General features: G+C 59.3%; 17 protein-coding genes. 9 read left to right on the top strand and 8 right to left on the bottom strand.

The features are described from left to right. Nucleotides 1-13: 13 nt before the first annotated feature. The 5 genes from K5E37_RS24135 to norR form a co-directional block, all read right to left on the bottom strand. On the bottom strand, nt 14-763 hold the full coding sequence (locus K5E37_RS24135) for a YkgJ family cysteine cluster protein (protein ID WP_221535356.1): 750 nt from the start codon (nt 761-763) through the stop codon (nt 14-16). 87 nt (nt 764-850) lie between these two features. Continuing rightward, nucleotides 851-1,168 carry a hypothetical protein gene (locus tag K5E37_RS24130; protein ID WP_039765638.1) on the bottom strand — a complete coding sequence of 106 codons (318 nt, stop codon included), beginning with the start codon at nt 1,166-1,168 and terminating at the stop codon, nt 851-853. Nucleotides 1,169-1,230: 62 nt separating this feature from the next. Then, a complete protein-coding gene (locus K5E37_RS24125) occupies nt 1,231-1,689 on the bottom strand; it encodes a GNAT family N-acetyltransferase (protein WP_085606903.1) in 459 nt (152 codons plus the stop codon). Nucleotides 1,690-1,716: 27 nt separating this feature from the next. After that, complete coding sequence (locus tag K5E37_RS24120) at nt 1,717-2,619, bottom strand: chemotaxis protein CheV (protein WP_007956731.1); 903 nt, start codon at nt 2,617-2,619, stop codon at nt 1,717-1,719. Nucleotides 2,620-2,743: 124 nt separating this feature from the next. After that, the gene (gene norR / locus K5E37_RS24115; RefSeq protein WP_221535355.1) at nt 2,744-4,297 is read right to left on the bottom strand and encodes a nitric oxide reductase transcriptional regulator NorR; all 1,554 of its coding nucleotides are present in this window, start codon (nt 4,295-4,297) and stop codon (nt 2,744-2,746) included. 163 nt (nt 4,298-4,460) lie between these two features. Between norR and hmpA the strand changes: the two genes are divergently transcribed. The 9 genes from hmpA to K5E37_RS24070 all read left to right on the top strand — a co-directional run bounded on the left by hmpA (nt 4,461) and on the right by K5E37_RS24070 (nt 13,346). Continuing rightward, nucleotides 4,461-5,642 carry an NO-inducible flavohemoprotein gene (gene hmpA, locus K5E37_RS24110; RefSeq protein ID WP_221535354.1) on the top strand — a complete coding sequence of 394 codons (1,182 nt, stop codon included), beginning with the start codon at nt 4,461-4,463 and terminating at the stop codon, nt 5,640-5,642. Nucleotides 5,643-5,865: 223 nt separating this feature from the next. Continuing rightward, on the top strand, nt 5,866-6,426 hold the full coding sequence (locus K5E37_RS24105; RefSeq protein WP_011335845.1) for an ester cyclase: 561 nt from the start codon (nt 5,866-5,868) through the stop codon (nt 6,424-6,426). A 25-nt stretch (nt 6,427-6,451) separates the two neighbouring features. Continuing rightward, nucleotides 6,452-6,961 (top strand): disulfide bond formation protein B, encoded by a 510-nt coding sequence (locus tag K5E37_RS24100; RefSeq protein ID WP_085606897.1) that lies wholly within the window; start codon nt 6,452-6,454, stop codon nt 6,959-6,961. A gap of 824 nt (nt 6,962-7,785) precedes the next feature. After that, nucleotides 7,786-8,727 carry a ubiquinol oxidase subunit II gene (gene cyoA, locus K5E37_RS24095; RefSeq protein ID WP_085606895.1) on the top strand — a complete coding sequence of 314 codons (942 nt, stop codon included), beginning with the start codon at nt 7,786-7,788 and terminating at the stop codon, nt 8,725-8,727. A gap of 3 nt (nt 8,728-8,730) precedes the next feature. Next, nucleotides 8,731-10,761: a cytochrome o ubiquinol oxidase subunit I gene (cyoB, locus tag K5E37_RS24090; RefSeq protein ID WP_007956721.1), complete on the top strand. Its 2,031-nt coding sequence runs from the start codon at nt 8,731-8,733 to the stop codon at nt 10,759-10,761. A 3-nt stretch (nt 10,762-10,764) separates the two neighbouring features. Then, a complete protein-coding gene (locus K5E37_RS24085) occupies nt 10,765-11,391 on the top strand; it encodes a cytochrome o ubiquinol oxidase subunit III (protein WP_007956720.1) in 627 nt (208 codons plus the stop codon). Further along, nucleotides 11,391-11,726, top strand: a complete 336-nt coding sequence (gene cyoD, locus K5E37_RS24080; RefSeq protein WP_007956718.1) for a cytochrome o ubiquinol oxidase subunit IV — start codon at nt 11,391-11,393, stop codon at nt 11,724-11,726. The genes K5E37_RS24085 and cyoD overlap by 1 nt, the downstream gene beginning before the upstream one ends. 10 nt (nt 11,727-11,736) lie before the next feature. Continuing rightward, complete coding sequence (gene cyoE, locus K5E37_RS24075) at nt 11,737-12,624, top strand: heme o synthase (protein WP_007956716.1); 888 nt, start codon at nt 11,737-11,739, stop codon at nt 12,622-12,624. A gap of 230 nt (nt 12,625-12,854) precedes the next feature. Next, nucleotides 12,855-13,346 carry a RidA family protein gene (locus K5E37_RS24070; RefSeq protein ID WP_007956714.1) on the top strand — a complete coding sequence of 164 codons (492 nt, stop codon included), beginning with the start codon at nt 12,855-12,857 and terminating at the stop codon, nt 13,344-13,346. Nucleotides 13,347-13,415: 69 nt separating this feature from the next. Here the strand turns inward: K5E37_RS24070 and K5E37_RS24065 are convergent, their stop codons facing one another. From K5E37_RS24065 to K5E37_RS24055, 3 genes are all read right to left on the bottom strand, one after another. After that, a complete protein-coding gene (locus K5E37_RS24065; protein ID WP_127799796.1) occupies nt 13,416-14,120 on the bottom strand; it encodes a hypothetical protein in 705 nt (234 codons plus the stop codon). Nucleotides 14,121-14,293: 173 nt separating this feature from the next. Then, complete coding sequence (locus tag K5E37_RS24060; RefSeq protein ID WP_221535353.1) at nt 14,294-14,818, bottom strand: DUF6622 family protein; 525 nt, start codon at nt 14,816-14,818, stop codon at nt 14,294-14,296. A 64-nt stretch (nt 14,819-14,882) separates the two neighbouring features. Then, a complete protein-coding gene (locus tag K5E37_RS24055) occupies nt 14,883-15,287 on the bottom strand; it encodes a GNAT family N-acetyltransferase (RefSeq protein ID WP_221535352.1) in 405 nt (134 codons plus the stop codon). Between the last annotated feature and the right edge of the window lie 24 nt (nt 15,288-15,311).

Raw genomic sequence — 15,311 nt, 5'->3', positions numbered from 1 at the left:
GGCGGCAGGGCGCTTAGGCCGCCCGCAGTGAGATGAATGCGTAGGTCTGCGGCGGCTCGGACACCACTTGTGCCCCGGCCGCCCGCACTTGTCCGGCGATGTCGTCGCCGGAGACATGGAACAGCCATTCGCTGGAAACTTCGCTCAATGGCTGCGCCGTGACCTGATCGATCACCGAGGCAAACGCGCCCATGTCCGGCAGGTACGCGGTGAATCCGTCGCCCTTGAGCGCGGTGGTGCGGATGCCGAGCAAGCCGCAGATCGCATCCTTGATCCGGATGTCATCGCGATCCGCTTGACGCGAGCGCTGGATCAGCGTCACCAGTTCCTGATCCACCAGTTCACCGCCGACGATCAGGTCCGGCCCTTGCTCCCACGACTCCGGCGGGCAGTCCTTGGCCGCAGGGTTGAGCGGGATGTGTGGATTGATTTCGGCGGGATAGATGCGGCACACCAGCGGCCGGCGTTCGTAGATGCGGCACAGCTTGTCTTCGTCAAGATTCCGGCAGGGGCCGACGTTGTAGGCGGCGAAGGTGATTGCCACATGGGCGTCGGACAATCCGCTGCGCACCACCGCCGAACGCCGTTGTGCATGTTCGCGCTGCTGTTCCGGCAGACCCAGGCCGTTGGCGAGAAACGCCTCCACCAGCACGATCACCTGACCGCCGTCGGCCGCCCACATGCGGGCTTCGGCCAGGGTCAGGGGCACATGGTGATCGGTGCAGCATTTGCCGCAACCTACGCAGGAAAAGGTCGTATTCATTGAGCGGGCAATCTTCAATCAGGGTATGAATCGGCGACATAAAGCCGCCGTACAGGCCCGGAGTGAAGCAAGTTGTGCGCCATTCGCTCAGGGTTTGGCGGTCGGGCGGATCGAGTCCCATTCGGTGACGAACGCGGTTTTCGACTTTTTGTTGTACAGGCACAGCTCGGTGCCTTGCTGGCCCTTCATGTGTTTTTGCGGGTATTGGCCTTGCAGCAACAGCGCGGTGTAGCCGACGCGGTCATCGAATTGCGCGGCGTTGCCGACCGGTTTGGCGTTTTTCAGGCCGCTGGCCTTGGTGCAGCTGGCGAGCACGGCTTTGTCGTAGGCCGCCCAGGCATCGGGGCTGGAGGCGTGGGCCAACGGGGCAATGAGGCAAAGCACGGAGAGGGCGAGGCGTTTCATGGTTCGGGCATCCTTGGAGGTTTGATCGCCAAGTTTGGAGTATGCCGCAGGATTTTAGTTTGTCAGTCCGGCACCAGTTCCCGGCGAACCACATACATTCCAGACATTTCGTACAAGCGCTGCGCTCGCTGATTGCTCTCCAGCACCTTCAGGTCGACAAATCCTTCGCGTCGATCCTGAAACGCCTTGAATGCATGAAGCAGCAAAGCCCGACCCAATCCACGTCCTTGGGCGCGAGGATGCACCACCAGGTTCTTGATGTAGGAACTGGTCCAGCATTGCGCCACGCCGATGACGCCGTCGGCATCGCTGGCGATGAAACACAGTGCCGGATCGTATTCCGGATCGTTTTCAAACTGCTGTTGCCAGACGTCCAGCGCCGGCACCCGACCACCGCCTTCGCGGTAACCGATTTGCATCAGTTCATGCACGTCGGACGCGCGTTCGGCGCTGTAGGTGGTGAGTTCGATGCCGTTCGGCCATTCTATGGCCGGCACGTCCTGGCTCAGGTCGCGCCGCATCAGGAAGCAAAACGTCTCGCTCAAGACTCAGTGGCCCTGGGCCGCGACGAATTTGGCCGCTTCGATCAGGCAATGGGTCAGCTCTGGCGAGGAGAACTTGGTCAGCACGCCGTTGGCGCCGGCGAGGCGGGCCTTTTCGCTGTTCATCGCGCTGTCCAGCGAGGTGTGCAGCAGCACGTAGAGGTGGGCGAAGTCCGGCGTCTCGCGCAGGGTGCGGGTGAAGGCGTAGCCGTCCATCTCGGACATTTCGATGTCGGAGACGATCAGGTTGATCTGCTGCGCCGTGCCTTGCAGGTCCAGCAGGCAGTCAATGGCTTCCTTGGCGCTGCGGGCGGTGTGGCATTGCAGGCCGAGGTTGCGCAGGGTGTGCACCGATTGCTGCAGCGCCACCTGACTGTCGTCGACCACCAGAATCCGTGCGTTGCCCAGCACTTCGGCGTCTTCCATGCTCAGCTCGGTCGGGGCCATTTCGATCTGCGCCGGGGCGATGCCGTGGATGACTTTTTCGATGTCCAGCACCTGCACCAGCGTGCCGTCCACCGAGGTCACGCCGGTGATGTAGGCGCGCGAACCGCCGGAACCGAACGGCGGCGGTTTGATGTCGGTGGTCAGGCAATGCACGATCTTGCTCACCGCCTGCACGTGCAGGCCCTGTTTCGAACGGCTGACGTCGGTGACGATCAGGCAGCCGCCGTTCGGATCTTCCAGCGGACGCTCGCCGATGGCGCGGCTCAAGTCGATCACCGACAGCGAAGCACCGCGCAAAGTGGCGATGCCTTTGACGTGCGGGTGCGACTCCGGCAGTTTGGTCAGCGGCGGGCAGGGGATGATTTCACTGACCTTCAGCAGGTTGATCGCCATCAGCTTGCCGCTGCGCAAGGTAAACAGCAGAAGCGAAAGTGAATCTGCGCGGGCTTTGTTGGAAGACATAAAAACCTTCTGTGGAAAAAGGTGAGCGGCAATCGCACGGATCGCCAGCAGGTATCGATGCCGGGTTATCGACTTGTAACCGGCAGGCTTTAGAGATTCTGGCGCCAATCCGACGGCGGGACTTTTATTTCATCCCCAAGCGCTTCGCCATCCGCCCCAGATTCGCCCGATCCAGTCCCAATTCACGCGCGGCACTGGCCCAGTTGTCCTGATTGCGTTCAAGCGCTGCACTGATCAACTGCCGCTGATACTGCTCAGTAGCTGCACGCAGATCGCCGCTGATCAATGGCACGGCGGCAGTCGCTTCGGACGGCATCGGCGAGTTATCCACAACCTCGCGCGGCAGGTCGAGATCCATGGCGCTCAGACTGAGAATCTTCGGCCGCACCTTGCAGTTGCCCAGCGCCTTTAGCGCGCTGCGTCCGATCAAATGCTCCAGTTCCCGCACGTTGCCCGGCCAGGTGTAGGCCAGCAGCGCCTCCTGGGCGTCGCTGTTCAGGCGCAGGCTGTTGAGGCCCATGCGCGAGCGGTTCTGTTCCAGGAAGTAACCGCTGAGCAACAACACATCGCGCCCCCGGTCACGCAGCGCCGGCACCCGCAACGGGTACACGCTGAGGCGATGGTAAAAGTCGGCGCGGTAGCGGCCGCTGCGCACTTCTTCGGCCAGGTCGCGGTTGGTCGCGGCGATCAGGCGCACGTCGACCTGATGTTCCTTGTCCGAACCCAGACGCTGCAACTGGCCGCTCTGCAAAACCCGCAACAGCTTGGCCTGGACGGTCAGCGACAACTCGCCGACTTCATCGAGAAACAGCGTGCCGCCGTTGGCCAGTTCGAACTTGCCGCGCCGGTCGCTGGTGGCGCCGGTGAAGGCGCCGCGCACGTGGCCGAACAGTTCGCTTTCCACCAGCGTGTCCGGCAGGGCCGCGCAGTTGAGGCTGATGATCGGTTTGTCGGCGCGCTTGGAAGCGGCGTGAATGGCCTGAGCCACCAGTTCCTTGCCGACCCCGGTTTCCCCGGTGATCAGCACGGTCAGGTCGCTGCCGCCGACCAGATTGATTTCTTCCACCAGCCGCTTATGCGCCTTGCTCTGGCCGATCATTTCGCGATTCTGCTGGCCGCTGGCCTGGCGATAGACCTCGGCGCGCTGATGTTCGTCCTCGGCACGAATCGCCAGACGTTCGATGCGTTCGGCGGCGTTCACCGTGGCCGAAGCGAGGCTGGCGAAGGCTTGCAAGGCGTCGAGTTCGATCGGCTCGAAACGCTCCGGATCGAGGGCGTCGAGGGTGATCAGGCCCCAGAGTTTTTCATCGACGAACAACGGACAACCGAGGCAATCGTGAACTTCTAGATGATCGTCGAGGCCGTCGACCAGTCCGTCATACGGATCGGGCAGATCGCTGTCGGCGGCGAAACGGGTCGGCCCTTCGCCGGCCAGCAGCACTTCAAAACGCGGGTGTTCGCTGACCTTGAAGCGGCGGCCAAGGGTATCGGTGCTCAGCCCGTCGACAGCCAGCGGCACCAGCCATTCACCGTCGAGGCGCAGCAGTGCGGCGGCATCGCAGGGCAACAGGGCGCGCATGGCTTCGAGCAGGCGTCGATAGCGCTCGCCTTCAGGCAGTTCGCGGGACAGGTCGGAGACCAGTGGGAGCAGGGCGGTGAGCAATGATTTGGCGGACATAGGCTTGTAGTCAAAGAGACACGTTGTAGTCGAAGCGACTATAGATGTGCTTGTGTCGATCTGACTACATAATTTTCAAGCTATTGATTTATATGGAAAAAATAGTTGGCACGAATACTGGAATGGATAAGGCACTTTTAGAGAAAGCTCAGGAGTCACCCTTATGCTTAGCGTCCAGGATCGTGCCATCGTCAAATCCACTGTGCCTCTGCTGGAAAGCGGCGGTGAAGCGCTGATCACCCATTTCTACCGCATGATGCTTTCCGAGTACCCGGAAGTCCGCCCGCTGTTCAACCAGGCCCACCAGGCCAGCGGTGACCAGCCCCGCGCCCTGGCAAACGGCGTATTGATGTACGCCCGTCACATCGATCAACTCGACCAGTTGGGCGATCTGGTGGCGAAGATCATCAACAAGCACGTGGCGTTGCAGATCCTGCCGGAACACTACCCGATCGTCGGCACCTGCCTGCTGCGTGCCATTTCCGAAGTGCTCGGCGAAGAAATCGCCACGCCAGAAGTGATGAGCGCCTGGGGCGCAGCCTACGGTCAACTGGCCGATATCCTGATCGGCGCCGAAACCGCCATCTATGACCAGAAAGAGCAAGCCGTCGGTGGCTGGCGCGGGGCGCGGGAATTCATCGTCGCGGCCAAGGTCGAGGAGAGCGCGGAAATCATTTCGTTCTACTTCGAGCCAGCAGACAAGGGCCCGATCCTCGCAGCCGAACCAGGCCAGTACATCGGCATGAAGTTGATCCTCGACGGCGAAGAAATCCGCCGCAACTACTCGCTGTCGGCTCTGGCCAACAAAGGCCAGTACCGCATCAGCGTCAAGCGCGAACCGGGCGGCCGAGCCTCCAATTACCTGCACGATCAACTGCACGTCGGCGCCAGCATTCAGCTGTTCCCGCCATCGGGCGAATTCACCCTGACTGCCAGCGACAAACCGTTGGTGCTGATCAGCGGCGGCGTCGGCATCACTCCGACGCTGGCGATGCTGGAAGCGGCGCTGGAAACCGAGCGTCCGGTGTACTTCATCCACAGTGCGCGCAACGGCAGCGTGCATGCGTTCCGTGACTGGATCGATGGTCTGGCCGCGCGTCATCCGCAACTCAAACGCTTCTATTGCTACGCCGAAGATGACGGCGTGAGCCCGGCGGCGGACAAGGTCGGGTTGTTGAGCGAGGAACAACTGGGCGAGTGGCTGCCGGCGGAGCGTGATGTGGACGCCTACTTCCTTGGGCCGAAAGGTTTCATGGGGGCGATCAAGCGTCACCTGAAGGCGTTGGGTGTGCCGGAGAAGCAGAGCCGGTATGAGTTCTTCGGGCCGGCTGCTGCTCTGGAATAATCCGGAACCGAGTCGCCTTCATCGCGAGCAGGCTCGCTCCCACATTGAAATGCATTCAAATGTGGGAGCGAGCCTGCTCCGGGCGGCGATCCGACGATTGGCCGTTACACGGCCCTGATTCTTAAATTCTGTTTAAAGGTTAATCGTTTCTTAACCGGTTTATCGTTTATTCCCCGATGCTGATGATAGGCGCTCGTTCGTTTACATGATCAGGATCGCCCCCATGTCGCACTTCGCCTCTTCCCGTCGTTTCAGCCTGGCCACTTTGGGCCTGTCGGTTGCCTTGTTGTCCAGTCCGTTCGCGTTCGCCGAATCCGCCTTGATCGAACCCCAGACCCTGATCGTCGATCAGAGCCTGCCCAAGGCCCAGCGTGATGCGATGGAACTGGCGGCGCGGCGTTACGGCAGTTTCTGGAACACGGGCGAAGAGGCGTTGGCCACCGCCGCCCTGTCGCCGCAGTTCGTCGACAAGACCCCGCCGGAAGGCCGGGTGCAAGGGCCGACAGGGCCGTTGCTGGCGTCGAAGTTCTTTCGTACGGCGGTGCCGGACTTGAGTTGCGAGATCGAGCAAATGATCGTCGCCGGGGATCGCGTGGTGGTGCATCTGCACTTTCGCGGGCATTTCACCGGCACGTTCAAGGCTCTCAAAGGGCAGGGCCAGCGTGTAGACTTCCGGGCAACCGATATCTATCAGATCGACAACGGTCGCATCGCGGCCAATTGGCATATCGAAGACAACATCAGCCTGATGGCGCAACTGCAAGCGCAGCCGCCGGCCAGCTGAACCATGGACATGAAAGGGAAACGCGATGAGCGAGGAAACGATTCGATTGGGACGTGAGCGGCGCTATCTGGTGTTGCTGGGCATCATCTGCCTGGCGCTGATCGGCGGCGCGCTGTACATGCAGATCGTGCTGGGCGAGGCGCCGTGCCCGCTGTGCATCCTGCAGCGTTATGCGTTGCTGCTGATCGCGCTGTTCGCGTTCATCGGCGCGGCCATGCGCACCCGACGCAGCATCACGGTGTTCGAGGTTCTGGTGGTGATTTGTGCCATCGCCGGGGCCGCTGTCGCCGGGCATCACGTGTACACCCAGTTCTATCCGGCGGTGAGCTGCGGCATCGATGTGTTGCAGCCGATCGTCGATGACCTGCCGCTGGCGAAGATCTTCCCGCTGGGCTTCCAGGTCGACGGTTTCTGCTCGACGCCGTACCCGCCGATCCTCGGCCTGTCGCTGGCGCAATGGGCGCTGGTGGCTTTCGTGCTGGTGGTGATCCTGGTGCCGCTGCTGACCTCGCGTAACCGAAAAGCGTTGCGCTGAATCAACTTTTCGGCGCCTGCGCCGATAAAACAAACGCCTCGATTTGCGGTGACGCAACTCGAGGCGTTTTGCATTTCAGGGTCTGTGTGAAAACACCGTGACGAACGGCAAGGAAGGGTGCGACAGGTGTGCGACATGTTGTCACACAGGCCGTGTCGCAGCTCGTTTCACAGGCCCGGATTGGAGTGCTGTTACAAAAAAGGATTGGTCTGTTTCAGCGTTTGTCGGTTTTTGCACGCGTGTGCCGGATCAGGCAGTTTTAACAGACTCCGGCAGATGGCCAAAAGCCTTGGCATATCGGGCTTTGCGCGGATCGCGCCGTGGGAAAAAGCCCTCGGAGCTGTCTGAACTGAGGCCGATAGACCTACATTTTTTGGTGTTTTTGTTGAGAATCGATTTCGATAACATGCGGAACTTTTGCAAAAACGGTGATGGATTGTTGCTCAGAGCGATAAAAATTATTTCGGGATAAGACATGGTGTATAGGGCGCTACCTATCTACAATCGCCCGCACTGAATTCCCGGCACTGTTCAGCCTTTATTAAGGAGGCGAGCAGGAAGTCGGGTGTCGAGCAGCCGAGAGGCTTGCGAGACACCCAGGTGTCGGTGCCTTCCAACTTTCCGCACCAAATGGAATTGGTCTGTAACAAGGCCTTTGACCACGAATTCGAATAAGAACTGACCGCTGTCCCAGGTTTTGTCGAGCGTCTGACGCGCGACGGGCGGCCCTTATTCAATCCAAAGAAAATGCCAACCCTTGGCAGGGTGAAGTGTTGGCGATCAAAACCCAACTGCATTGCGCAAGCTGCTTTAGAGGTCGTGAGATGAGTAAAAACAGGTACCCCAGATTACTAGGCCTAGTGCCGCTGCTCGGCACGTTGTTGCTGGGAGGCTGCAACATGACCTTGCTCAATCCAACGGGCCAGGTCGGCCTGGAACAGCGCAACCTGATCATCACCGCCACGCTGCTGATGCTGTTGGTCGTTGTGCCGGTCATCGTCATGACCTTCCTGTTCGCCTGGAAGTACCGCGCCTCCAACAAGAACGCCGTCTACACCCCGAAATGGTCGCACTCGACCAAGATCGAAGTGGCAGTCTGGACCATTCCGGTCCTGATCATCATTGCCCTGGGTTACATCACCTACAAGTCGACCCACTCGCTGGATCCGTATCGTCCGATCGAATCCGACGTCAAGCCTGTGACCATCGAAGTGGTCGCGCTGGACTGGAAGTGGCTGTTCATCTACCCGGAACAAGGCATCGCCACGGTCAACAAGATCGTGTTCCCGGCGCACACGCCAGTTAACTTCCGGATCACTTCGGACGCGGTGATGAACTCGTTCTTCATCCCGGGCCTGGGCGGCCAGATCTACGCGATGGCGGGCATGACCACCAAGCTGCACCTGATCGCTGACCGCAACGCTGAAATGGACGGTATCTCCGCCAACTACAGCGGCGCTGGTTTCACCGGTATGAAATTCAAAGCGATCGCAACTTCTCAGGAAGATTTCGACGCCTGGGTAAGTGAAGTCAAAAAGGCACCTAAACAGCTTGAACCAGCTGAATACGCAGCCCTTGCCAAGCCAAGCCAGAACAATCCAGTCGAGCTCTACTCCTCGGTCACGCCGAACCTGTTCCAGACCATCGTCGACAAGTACGAAGGCATGAAACCGGGCAAGCCGCTGAAGCACGAGAAGAAAGAGAAAGAAGTGGCGGCAACGGATATGGACTCGAATTCGCATTCAGCTGCCGGGGCAGAGGAGTAAACGATGTTTGGTAAATTAAGTTGGGAAGCGATCCCTTTCCACGAGCCGATCGTGATGGTCACCATCTCGATGATCGCGCTCGGTGGTCTGGCGTTGTTCGCTGCAATCACCTACTTCAAGAAGTGGACTTACCTGTGGACCGAGTGGCTGACGTCGGTCGACCACAAGAAAATCGGCGTGATGTACATCATCGTCGCCATGGTCATGCTGCTGCGCGGTTTTGCCGACGCCATCATGATGCGTACCCAGCTGGCCATGGCCACCGAGGGTTCGCCTGGCTACCTGCCACCTGAACACTATGACCAGATCTTCACCGCTCACGGTGTGATCATGATCATCTTCATGGCGATGCCATTCTTCACCGGCCTGATGAACCTTGCAGTGCCGCTGCAGATCGGCGCGCGTGACGTTGCGTTCCCGTTCCTGAACTCCCTGAGCTTCTGGCTGCTGGTGTCCGGCGTCGTGCTGATCAACCTGTCCCTGGGCGTCGGCGAATTCGCCAAGACCGGCTGGGTTGCCTATCCACCGCTGTCGGGTCTGCAATACAGCCCTGGCGTGGGGATGGACTACTACATCTGGGCGCTACAGCTATCGGGTCTGGGTACAACGTTAACGGGGGTTAACTTCCTCGCGACCGTGCTGAAAATGCGTACCCCTGGCATGAAACTGATGGACATGCCGATCTTCACCTGGACCTGCACCTGGGCAAACGTTCTGATCGTGGCTTCGTTCCCGATCCTGACCGCTACCCTGGCACTGCTGACCCTTGACCGTTACATGGATTTCCACATTTTCACCAATGAACTTGGTGGCAATCCAATGATGTACGTCAACCTGTTCTGGGCATGGGGCCACCCTGAGGTTTACATCCTGATCCTGCCGGCGTTCGGCATTTTCTCGGAAGTCATCTCGGCCTTCACCGGCAAGAAACTGTTCGGCCACCACTCGATGATCTACGCCTCGGGCGCGATCTCGGTACTGGGCTTCATGGTTTGGCTGCACCACTTCTTCACCATGGGTTCGGGTGCCAGCGTCAACGCCTTCTTCGGTCTGGCGACGATGCTGATTTCCATCCCGACGGGTGTGAAACTGTTCAACTGGCTGTTCACCATCTACCAGGGCCGTCTGCGCTTCACCAGCCAGGTTCTGTGGACCCTGGGCTTCATGGTGACCTTCGCCATCGGCGGCATGACCGGCGTACTGCTGGCCATCCCGGGTGCTGACTTCGTTCTGCACAACAGTCTGTTCGTGATCGCTCACTTCCACAACGTGATCATCGGCGGCGCGGTATTCGGCTACATCGCAGGCTTCGGCTTCTACTTCCCGAAAGCGTTCGGCTTCAAGCTGCACGAAGGCTGGGGTAAAGCAGCGTTCTGGTTCTGGATCTCGGGCTTCTTCGTCGCGTTCATGCCGCTCTACGCTCTGGGCTTCATGGGCATGACCCGTCGTCTGAACGCCACCACCAACCCTGAGTGGGTACCGTACCTGTACGTTGCCATGTTCGGTGCGGTGATGATCGCTGTGGGTATCGCCTGCCAGCTGATCCAGCTGTACGTGTCGGTGCGTGACCGCAACAAGCCAGAAAACATGTGCGAACACGGTGACCCGTGGAATGCCCATACCCTGGAATGGTCGACCTCGTCGCCACCTCCGTTCTACAACTTCGCTGTACTGCCAAAAGCAGACTGCATCGATCCGTTCACCGAGGCCAAGGAAAACGGTACCGCGTACAAGGCTCCAGCCAAGTACGAACCGATCCACATGCCGAACAACACCGCCACTGGCGTGGTGATGGGCGCACTGCTGACCGTGTTCGGTTTCGCGATGATCTGGCACATCTGGTGGTTGGCGATCGCCAGCCTGGCCGGCACTGTCATCTACTTCGTGATCCACGCAGCACGTGACGATCAGGGCTACATGGTGCCGGTTGAAACAATCGAGCGCATCGAAGCCGAGCAGCACAAGCGTCTGGTAGCGGCCGGGAAGATCCCTGCTTCCGCAACCCGTGTTGAAACCAAGTTGGAACAGGCTTAAACAATGTCGAACTTAGTGACCAATGCTGGACACGCCCATGGTCATGACCATGGGCACGATGACCATCACCACGACTCGGGCGAGATGACCGTATACGGTTTCTGGCTCTACCTGATGACCGACTGCATTCTGTTTGCGTCGATCTTCGCGGTGTACGCGGTGCTGGTAAACAACGTCGCCGGTGGCCCGTCGGGCCACGACATCTTCGAACTGCCATACGTGCTGGGCGAAACCGCTCTGCTGTTGTTCAGTTCGATCACCTACGGCTTCGCCATGCTGGCGTTGTACAAAGGTAAAAAGCAGCAGGTTCTGGGCTGGTTGTTCATGACCTTCCTGCTCGGCGCAGGCTTTATCGCCATGGAGATCAACGAGTTCCACCTGCTGATCTCCGAGGGCTTCGGTCCTAGCCGTTCGGGCTTCCTGTCGGCGTTCTTCACGCTGGTCGGTACCCACGGTCTGCACGTGTCCGCCGGTCTGATCTGGATGGGCATCATGATGTACCAGGTCAACAAGCACGGCCTGACGGCGACCAACAAGACCCGTCTGAGCTGCCTGAGCCTGTTCTGGCACTTCCTGGACGTGGTGTGGATCTGCGTATTCACCGTTGTTTACCTGATGGGGACCCTGTAATGGCTAATGCACACTCCCATGACAGCCATGATGCTGGCCACGGCAGCGTAAAGTCGTACGCCATTGGCTTCATCCTGTCGGTAATCCTGACCGTCATCCCGTTCGGTCTGGTGATGTTCCCGACCCTGCCGAAGTCGACGACGCTGGCAATCGTCCTGCTGTTCGCCGTGATCCAGGTGATCGTTCACCTGTATTACTTCCTGCACCTGGACCGTTCCATCGCTCAACGTAACAACGTGATTGCGTTCGTCTTTACGGCCATCGTGATCGTGCTGCTGGTCGGTCTGTCGCTGTGGATCATGTTCAGCATCCACACCTACATGATGGCGAAGTGAGGTAAACCCGATGTCGCTCAAGCACTTTATCCAAATCACCAAACCGGGGATCATTTTCGGTAACGTGCTTTCTGTGGCAGGCGGGTTCTTCCTGGCCTCGAAAGGGCATGTCGATCTGGCCGTGTTTCTGGCAGCCATGATCGGCACTTCCCTGGTTGTGGCCTCCGGTTGCGTGTTCAACAACTGCATCGACCGCGACATCGACCTGAAGATGGAACGCACCAAGAACCGGGTGCTGGTCCAGGGCTTGATCTCCCTGAAACTGGCCCTGGTCTATGCGACCGTCCTGGGTGTCGCCGGCGTTGCGTTGCTGTACAAGGTGGCCAACCCGTTGGCTGCCCTGTTCGCCGTGATCGGCTTCATCATCTACGTCGGCTTCTACAGCCTGTACCTCAAGCGCAAGTCGGTTCACGGCACGCTGGTGGGCAGTCTGTCGGGCGCCATGCCGCCGGTGATCGGTTACGTGGCCGTGACCAACAGCTTCGACATGGCCGCGCTGACCCTGCTGGTGATGTTCAGCCTGTGGCAGATGCCGCATTCCTACGCCATCGCGATCTTCCGCTTCAACGATTACCTGGCCGCATCGATTCCGGTGTTGCCAGTGAAGCGCGGAATCCAGGTGGCCAAGAAGCACATCCTGATCTACATCCTGGCCTTCCTCGTGGCGACCTTGATGCTGACCTTCAGCGGTTACGCCGGCATGAGCTACCTCGCCGTCGCCGCGGCCATGGGCATGTACTGGCTGTACATGGCCTGGACCGGCTACAAGGCGGTGGATGACACGGTCTGGGCACGCAAGCTGTTCGTGTTCTCGATCTTCACAATCACCGCGCTGAGCGTCATGATGTCCCTGGACTTCAAGGTGCCGACCGAGCTGCTGCTGACGTACGCGCCGTAAGGTTCGAACGTTGTACGAGAAACCCCGTTCATCGAGAGATGAGCGGGGTTTTTTGTTGCTCGGATGATGGATAAACGACGTCCTTTGTCGCGAACAGACTCTCTCCCAAAAGGGTGGGGTAATCAGCCATTCCCTCGAAACGACTAGCTAGAAATCGACAGGTTGCGGTCGATAGGCAAAAGCCCTAGATTCGGATCCAACTACATGCATCGATCAAGAGGCTGGGCGAAATGACTGAGAGGATGACCTGCGACGAGCGCTTCATTGCCCTGGCAAAAGAGCTGAACTACGACATCAACGGTGAGAACACGGTGGGTGGCAATTACGCGCCGTTGATCCGTCATCACGACGAGATTTACATCAGCGGCATGGTGCCGCGCACCGAGGGCAAGATTCAGTATCCGGGGCGGGTGGGGCAGGAGCTGACGCTCAAGGATGCGCAGGCCGCGGCGAGTATCAGCGCGATGCGTTGTCTGGCCTTTATCGTCGATGCAGTCGGTTCGCTGGACAAGGTCAGGTCGTTGTTGCGGGTCACGGTGTACGTGAAGTCCACGCCGGATTTCGTTGACCTCAGCGAAGTCGCCAACGGTGCATCGGATGTATTCAGTTATGTGTTGGGCGATGTCGGGCGGCACACCCGCACCACCGTCGGCGTCTATCAGTTGCCGAAAAACGCAGCCATCGAAGTCGACATGATTGCCGCCGTGCACCCATCGGCATAACCGCCAATCTGCGGACAACAAAAAGCCCCGCCTGAATTTCAGAGCGGGGCTTTTTCGTCAGCGCCGGTATTACTGGGCGGCGATGCTGTAGCCATCAAACGCGGTCTGCTGTTGCAGCGCGGTGATGATGTTTTTGCGGTTGATCGCGTGCTCGGTGCCGGCGTTGTCGACGAAGGTTTCGCCTTCGATTTCCGCCTCTTCGCCTTCACCGACGAAGGTGAAGCCGAGGAACTCCAGTGCCTCGCGATCCACGCTCAGGCGCGAACGCGGTGTGCGCATTGGCAGGGTCACGCTGATGCCGTCCTTGCTGATGCTGAACACTTCGACGTCTTTCTTGGCGCGTGCGGCCTTGCTCTTGCCGCCGCTCGGGCTGCTGATCGCTTGGTGAGTCTGGTTCAGAACCTTGAGGGCCAGGCCGTAGACGATTTCCTGGAACGCCGGATCGTCCTTGAAGCTCGACAGGATGCGGCTGATCGGGAACTTGCTGCTGAGGTCTTCGAGGGCGGCGATGTCGGCGGCTTCGGCGTCCTTCAGGCGCTTGAGTTCGCCCATCAGCTCGTAGGCCTGGTCGTCATCGAAGCGGTCGTGGGCCTGACGGATCGCGGCGCGCAGTTCGCGGATCTGATCGCTCTCGCGGCTCGACTGGAACGCGTCCAGCACCATCTCGCTGATGATCTTCGCCTGTGGGATGTGTTGTGAAAGATTGATGGAGTTTTCGTATTCCGCTTTGGACGACAGAGTGACTACGGATTCAGCGGTGTTGAAATCGGACATTGAAATTTCACTACTTTTTTAACTTGAGATGAGACGAGAAAGCGCGGGGGGCTTTTTCAGGCCGACTAATTTAGGGGAGCGCGGCGGCGTTGTCACGGAGCAAGGGGCCGGCGGTGCCGATTTTTTATCCGGATGATTTGTGAGGGGCAACCAGACACCGCGCGTGCCTTGGCTCATTCATTGGCGACAGCGTTCTCCGGTAGCCGCCGGGACGTCAGGCCACGCAGCGTCCAGTAGAGTTTCAGAGAGCGGGTGCTGATCAGGCCGCACATGAACCCCGAAATGCCGGCCTTGAGCAGCAGCATGTCCGGGGACGCGGAACGCTCCGGATTCACATCATTCTGGTAACCGAAGTAGTAGTTCGCGGAAAAGAACATCAGGTACATGATCAGGATTTTTACCGTGCCCGGCATGATCAGCCCTTTCGCAGAGTCGTCTAGCACCACGCCCCGCCGAGAGAACACCAGCCAGGCCGAGAGACCGCCCAGCAACAGCGCGGCGAACCATATGCTCAAAAACAGCGCCGGGCTGATCGTCAAATTCAGGGAATACAGCGACCACGCCAAAAACGCCGGGGGCGTTATCAGCATCGAGGCACGGCTTTCGCGGCGGGGAGAGAACGCCTTGATGCCGAAATAAACCAGCAGCAGAAAAATCAGGTAAACCCGTATCGGAGTGTTTTGCAGAATCGTGAGCATTGCGCAGCATCCATGCTGGAAAAGGAGGAGGGTGGAGCATAGCCGGGGTCACAGTAACCGTCGGCTATTTCAGCCGCAAACGCTCCATCGCGATCACCGACGTTTCAAACCCCAGGCTGGCAAAAAACGCTTCCGCACCTTCGCGCCCGGCACGCAGAACCCAGGTAATGTCGCTGTTATCGCCCATCACATGTTCGACCAGCGCCCGCCCGATGCCCGCGCGCCGGTGTTGCCCGTCGACCACGACCATCGACAGGTAGCCGTTGGACAAGCCATCGGTGATGCCACGGGCGAAACCGACAATCTGCTGGCCGCTCAATGCAACGGCCGTGCGCTGAGAGTTCTGAACAAGCTGTGCGAAATGTTCGGCGGTGCCGGTGCGATGGCCCCAGCCGTGCCGTTCTAGAAACTGCCTTGCTGCCTCCACTTCCGTGGGCAGGAGGTCGCGTATTGAAATGCCTTTGTTCATTCGTTGATTCCGTCCCTGGTGTAT

This window comes from Pseudomonas sp. RIT778 (assembly GCF_019718735.1).
Lineage (GTDB): Bacteria > Pseudomonadota > Gammaproteobacteria > Pseudomonadales > Pseudomonadaceae > Aquipseudomonas > Aquipseudomonas aphyarum.
Note: the sequence above shows the minus strand (reverse complement) of the source record. Positions and strands in the feature narration are given on the sequence as shown.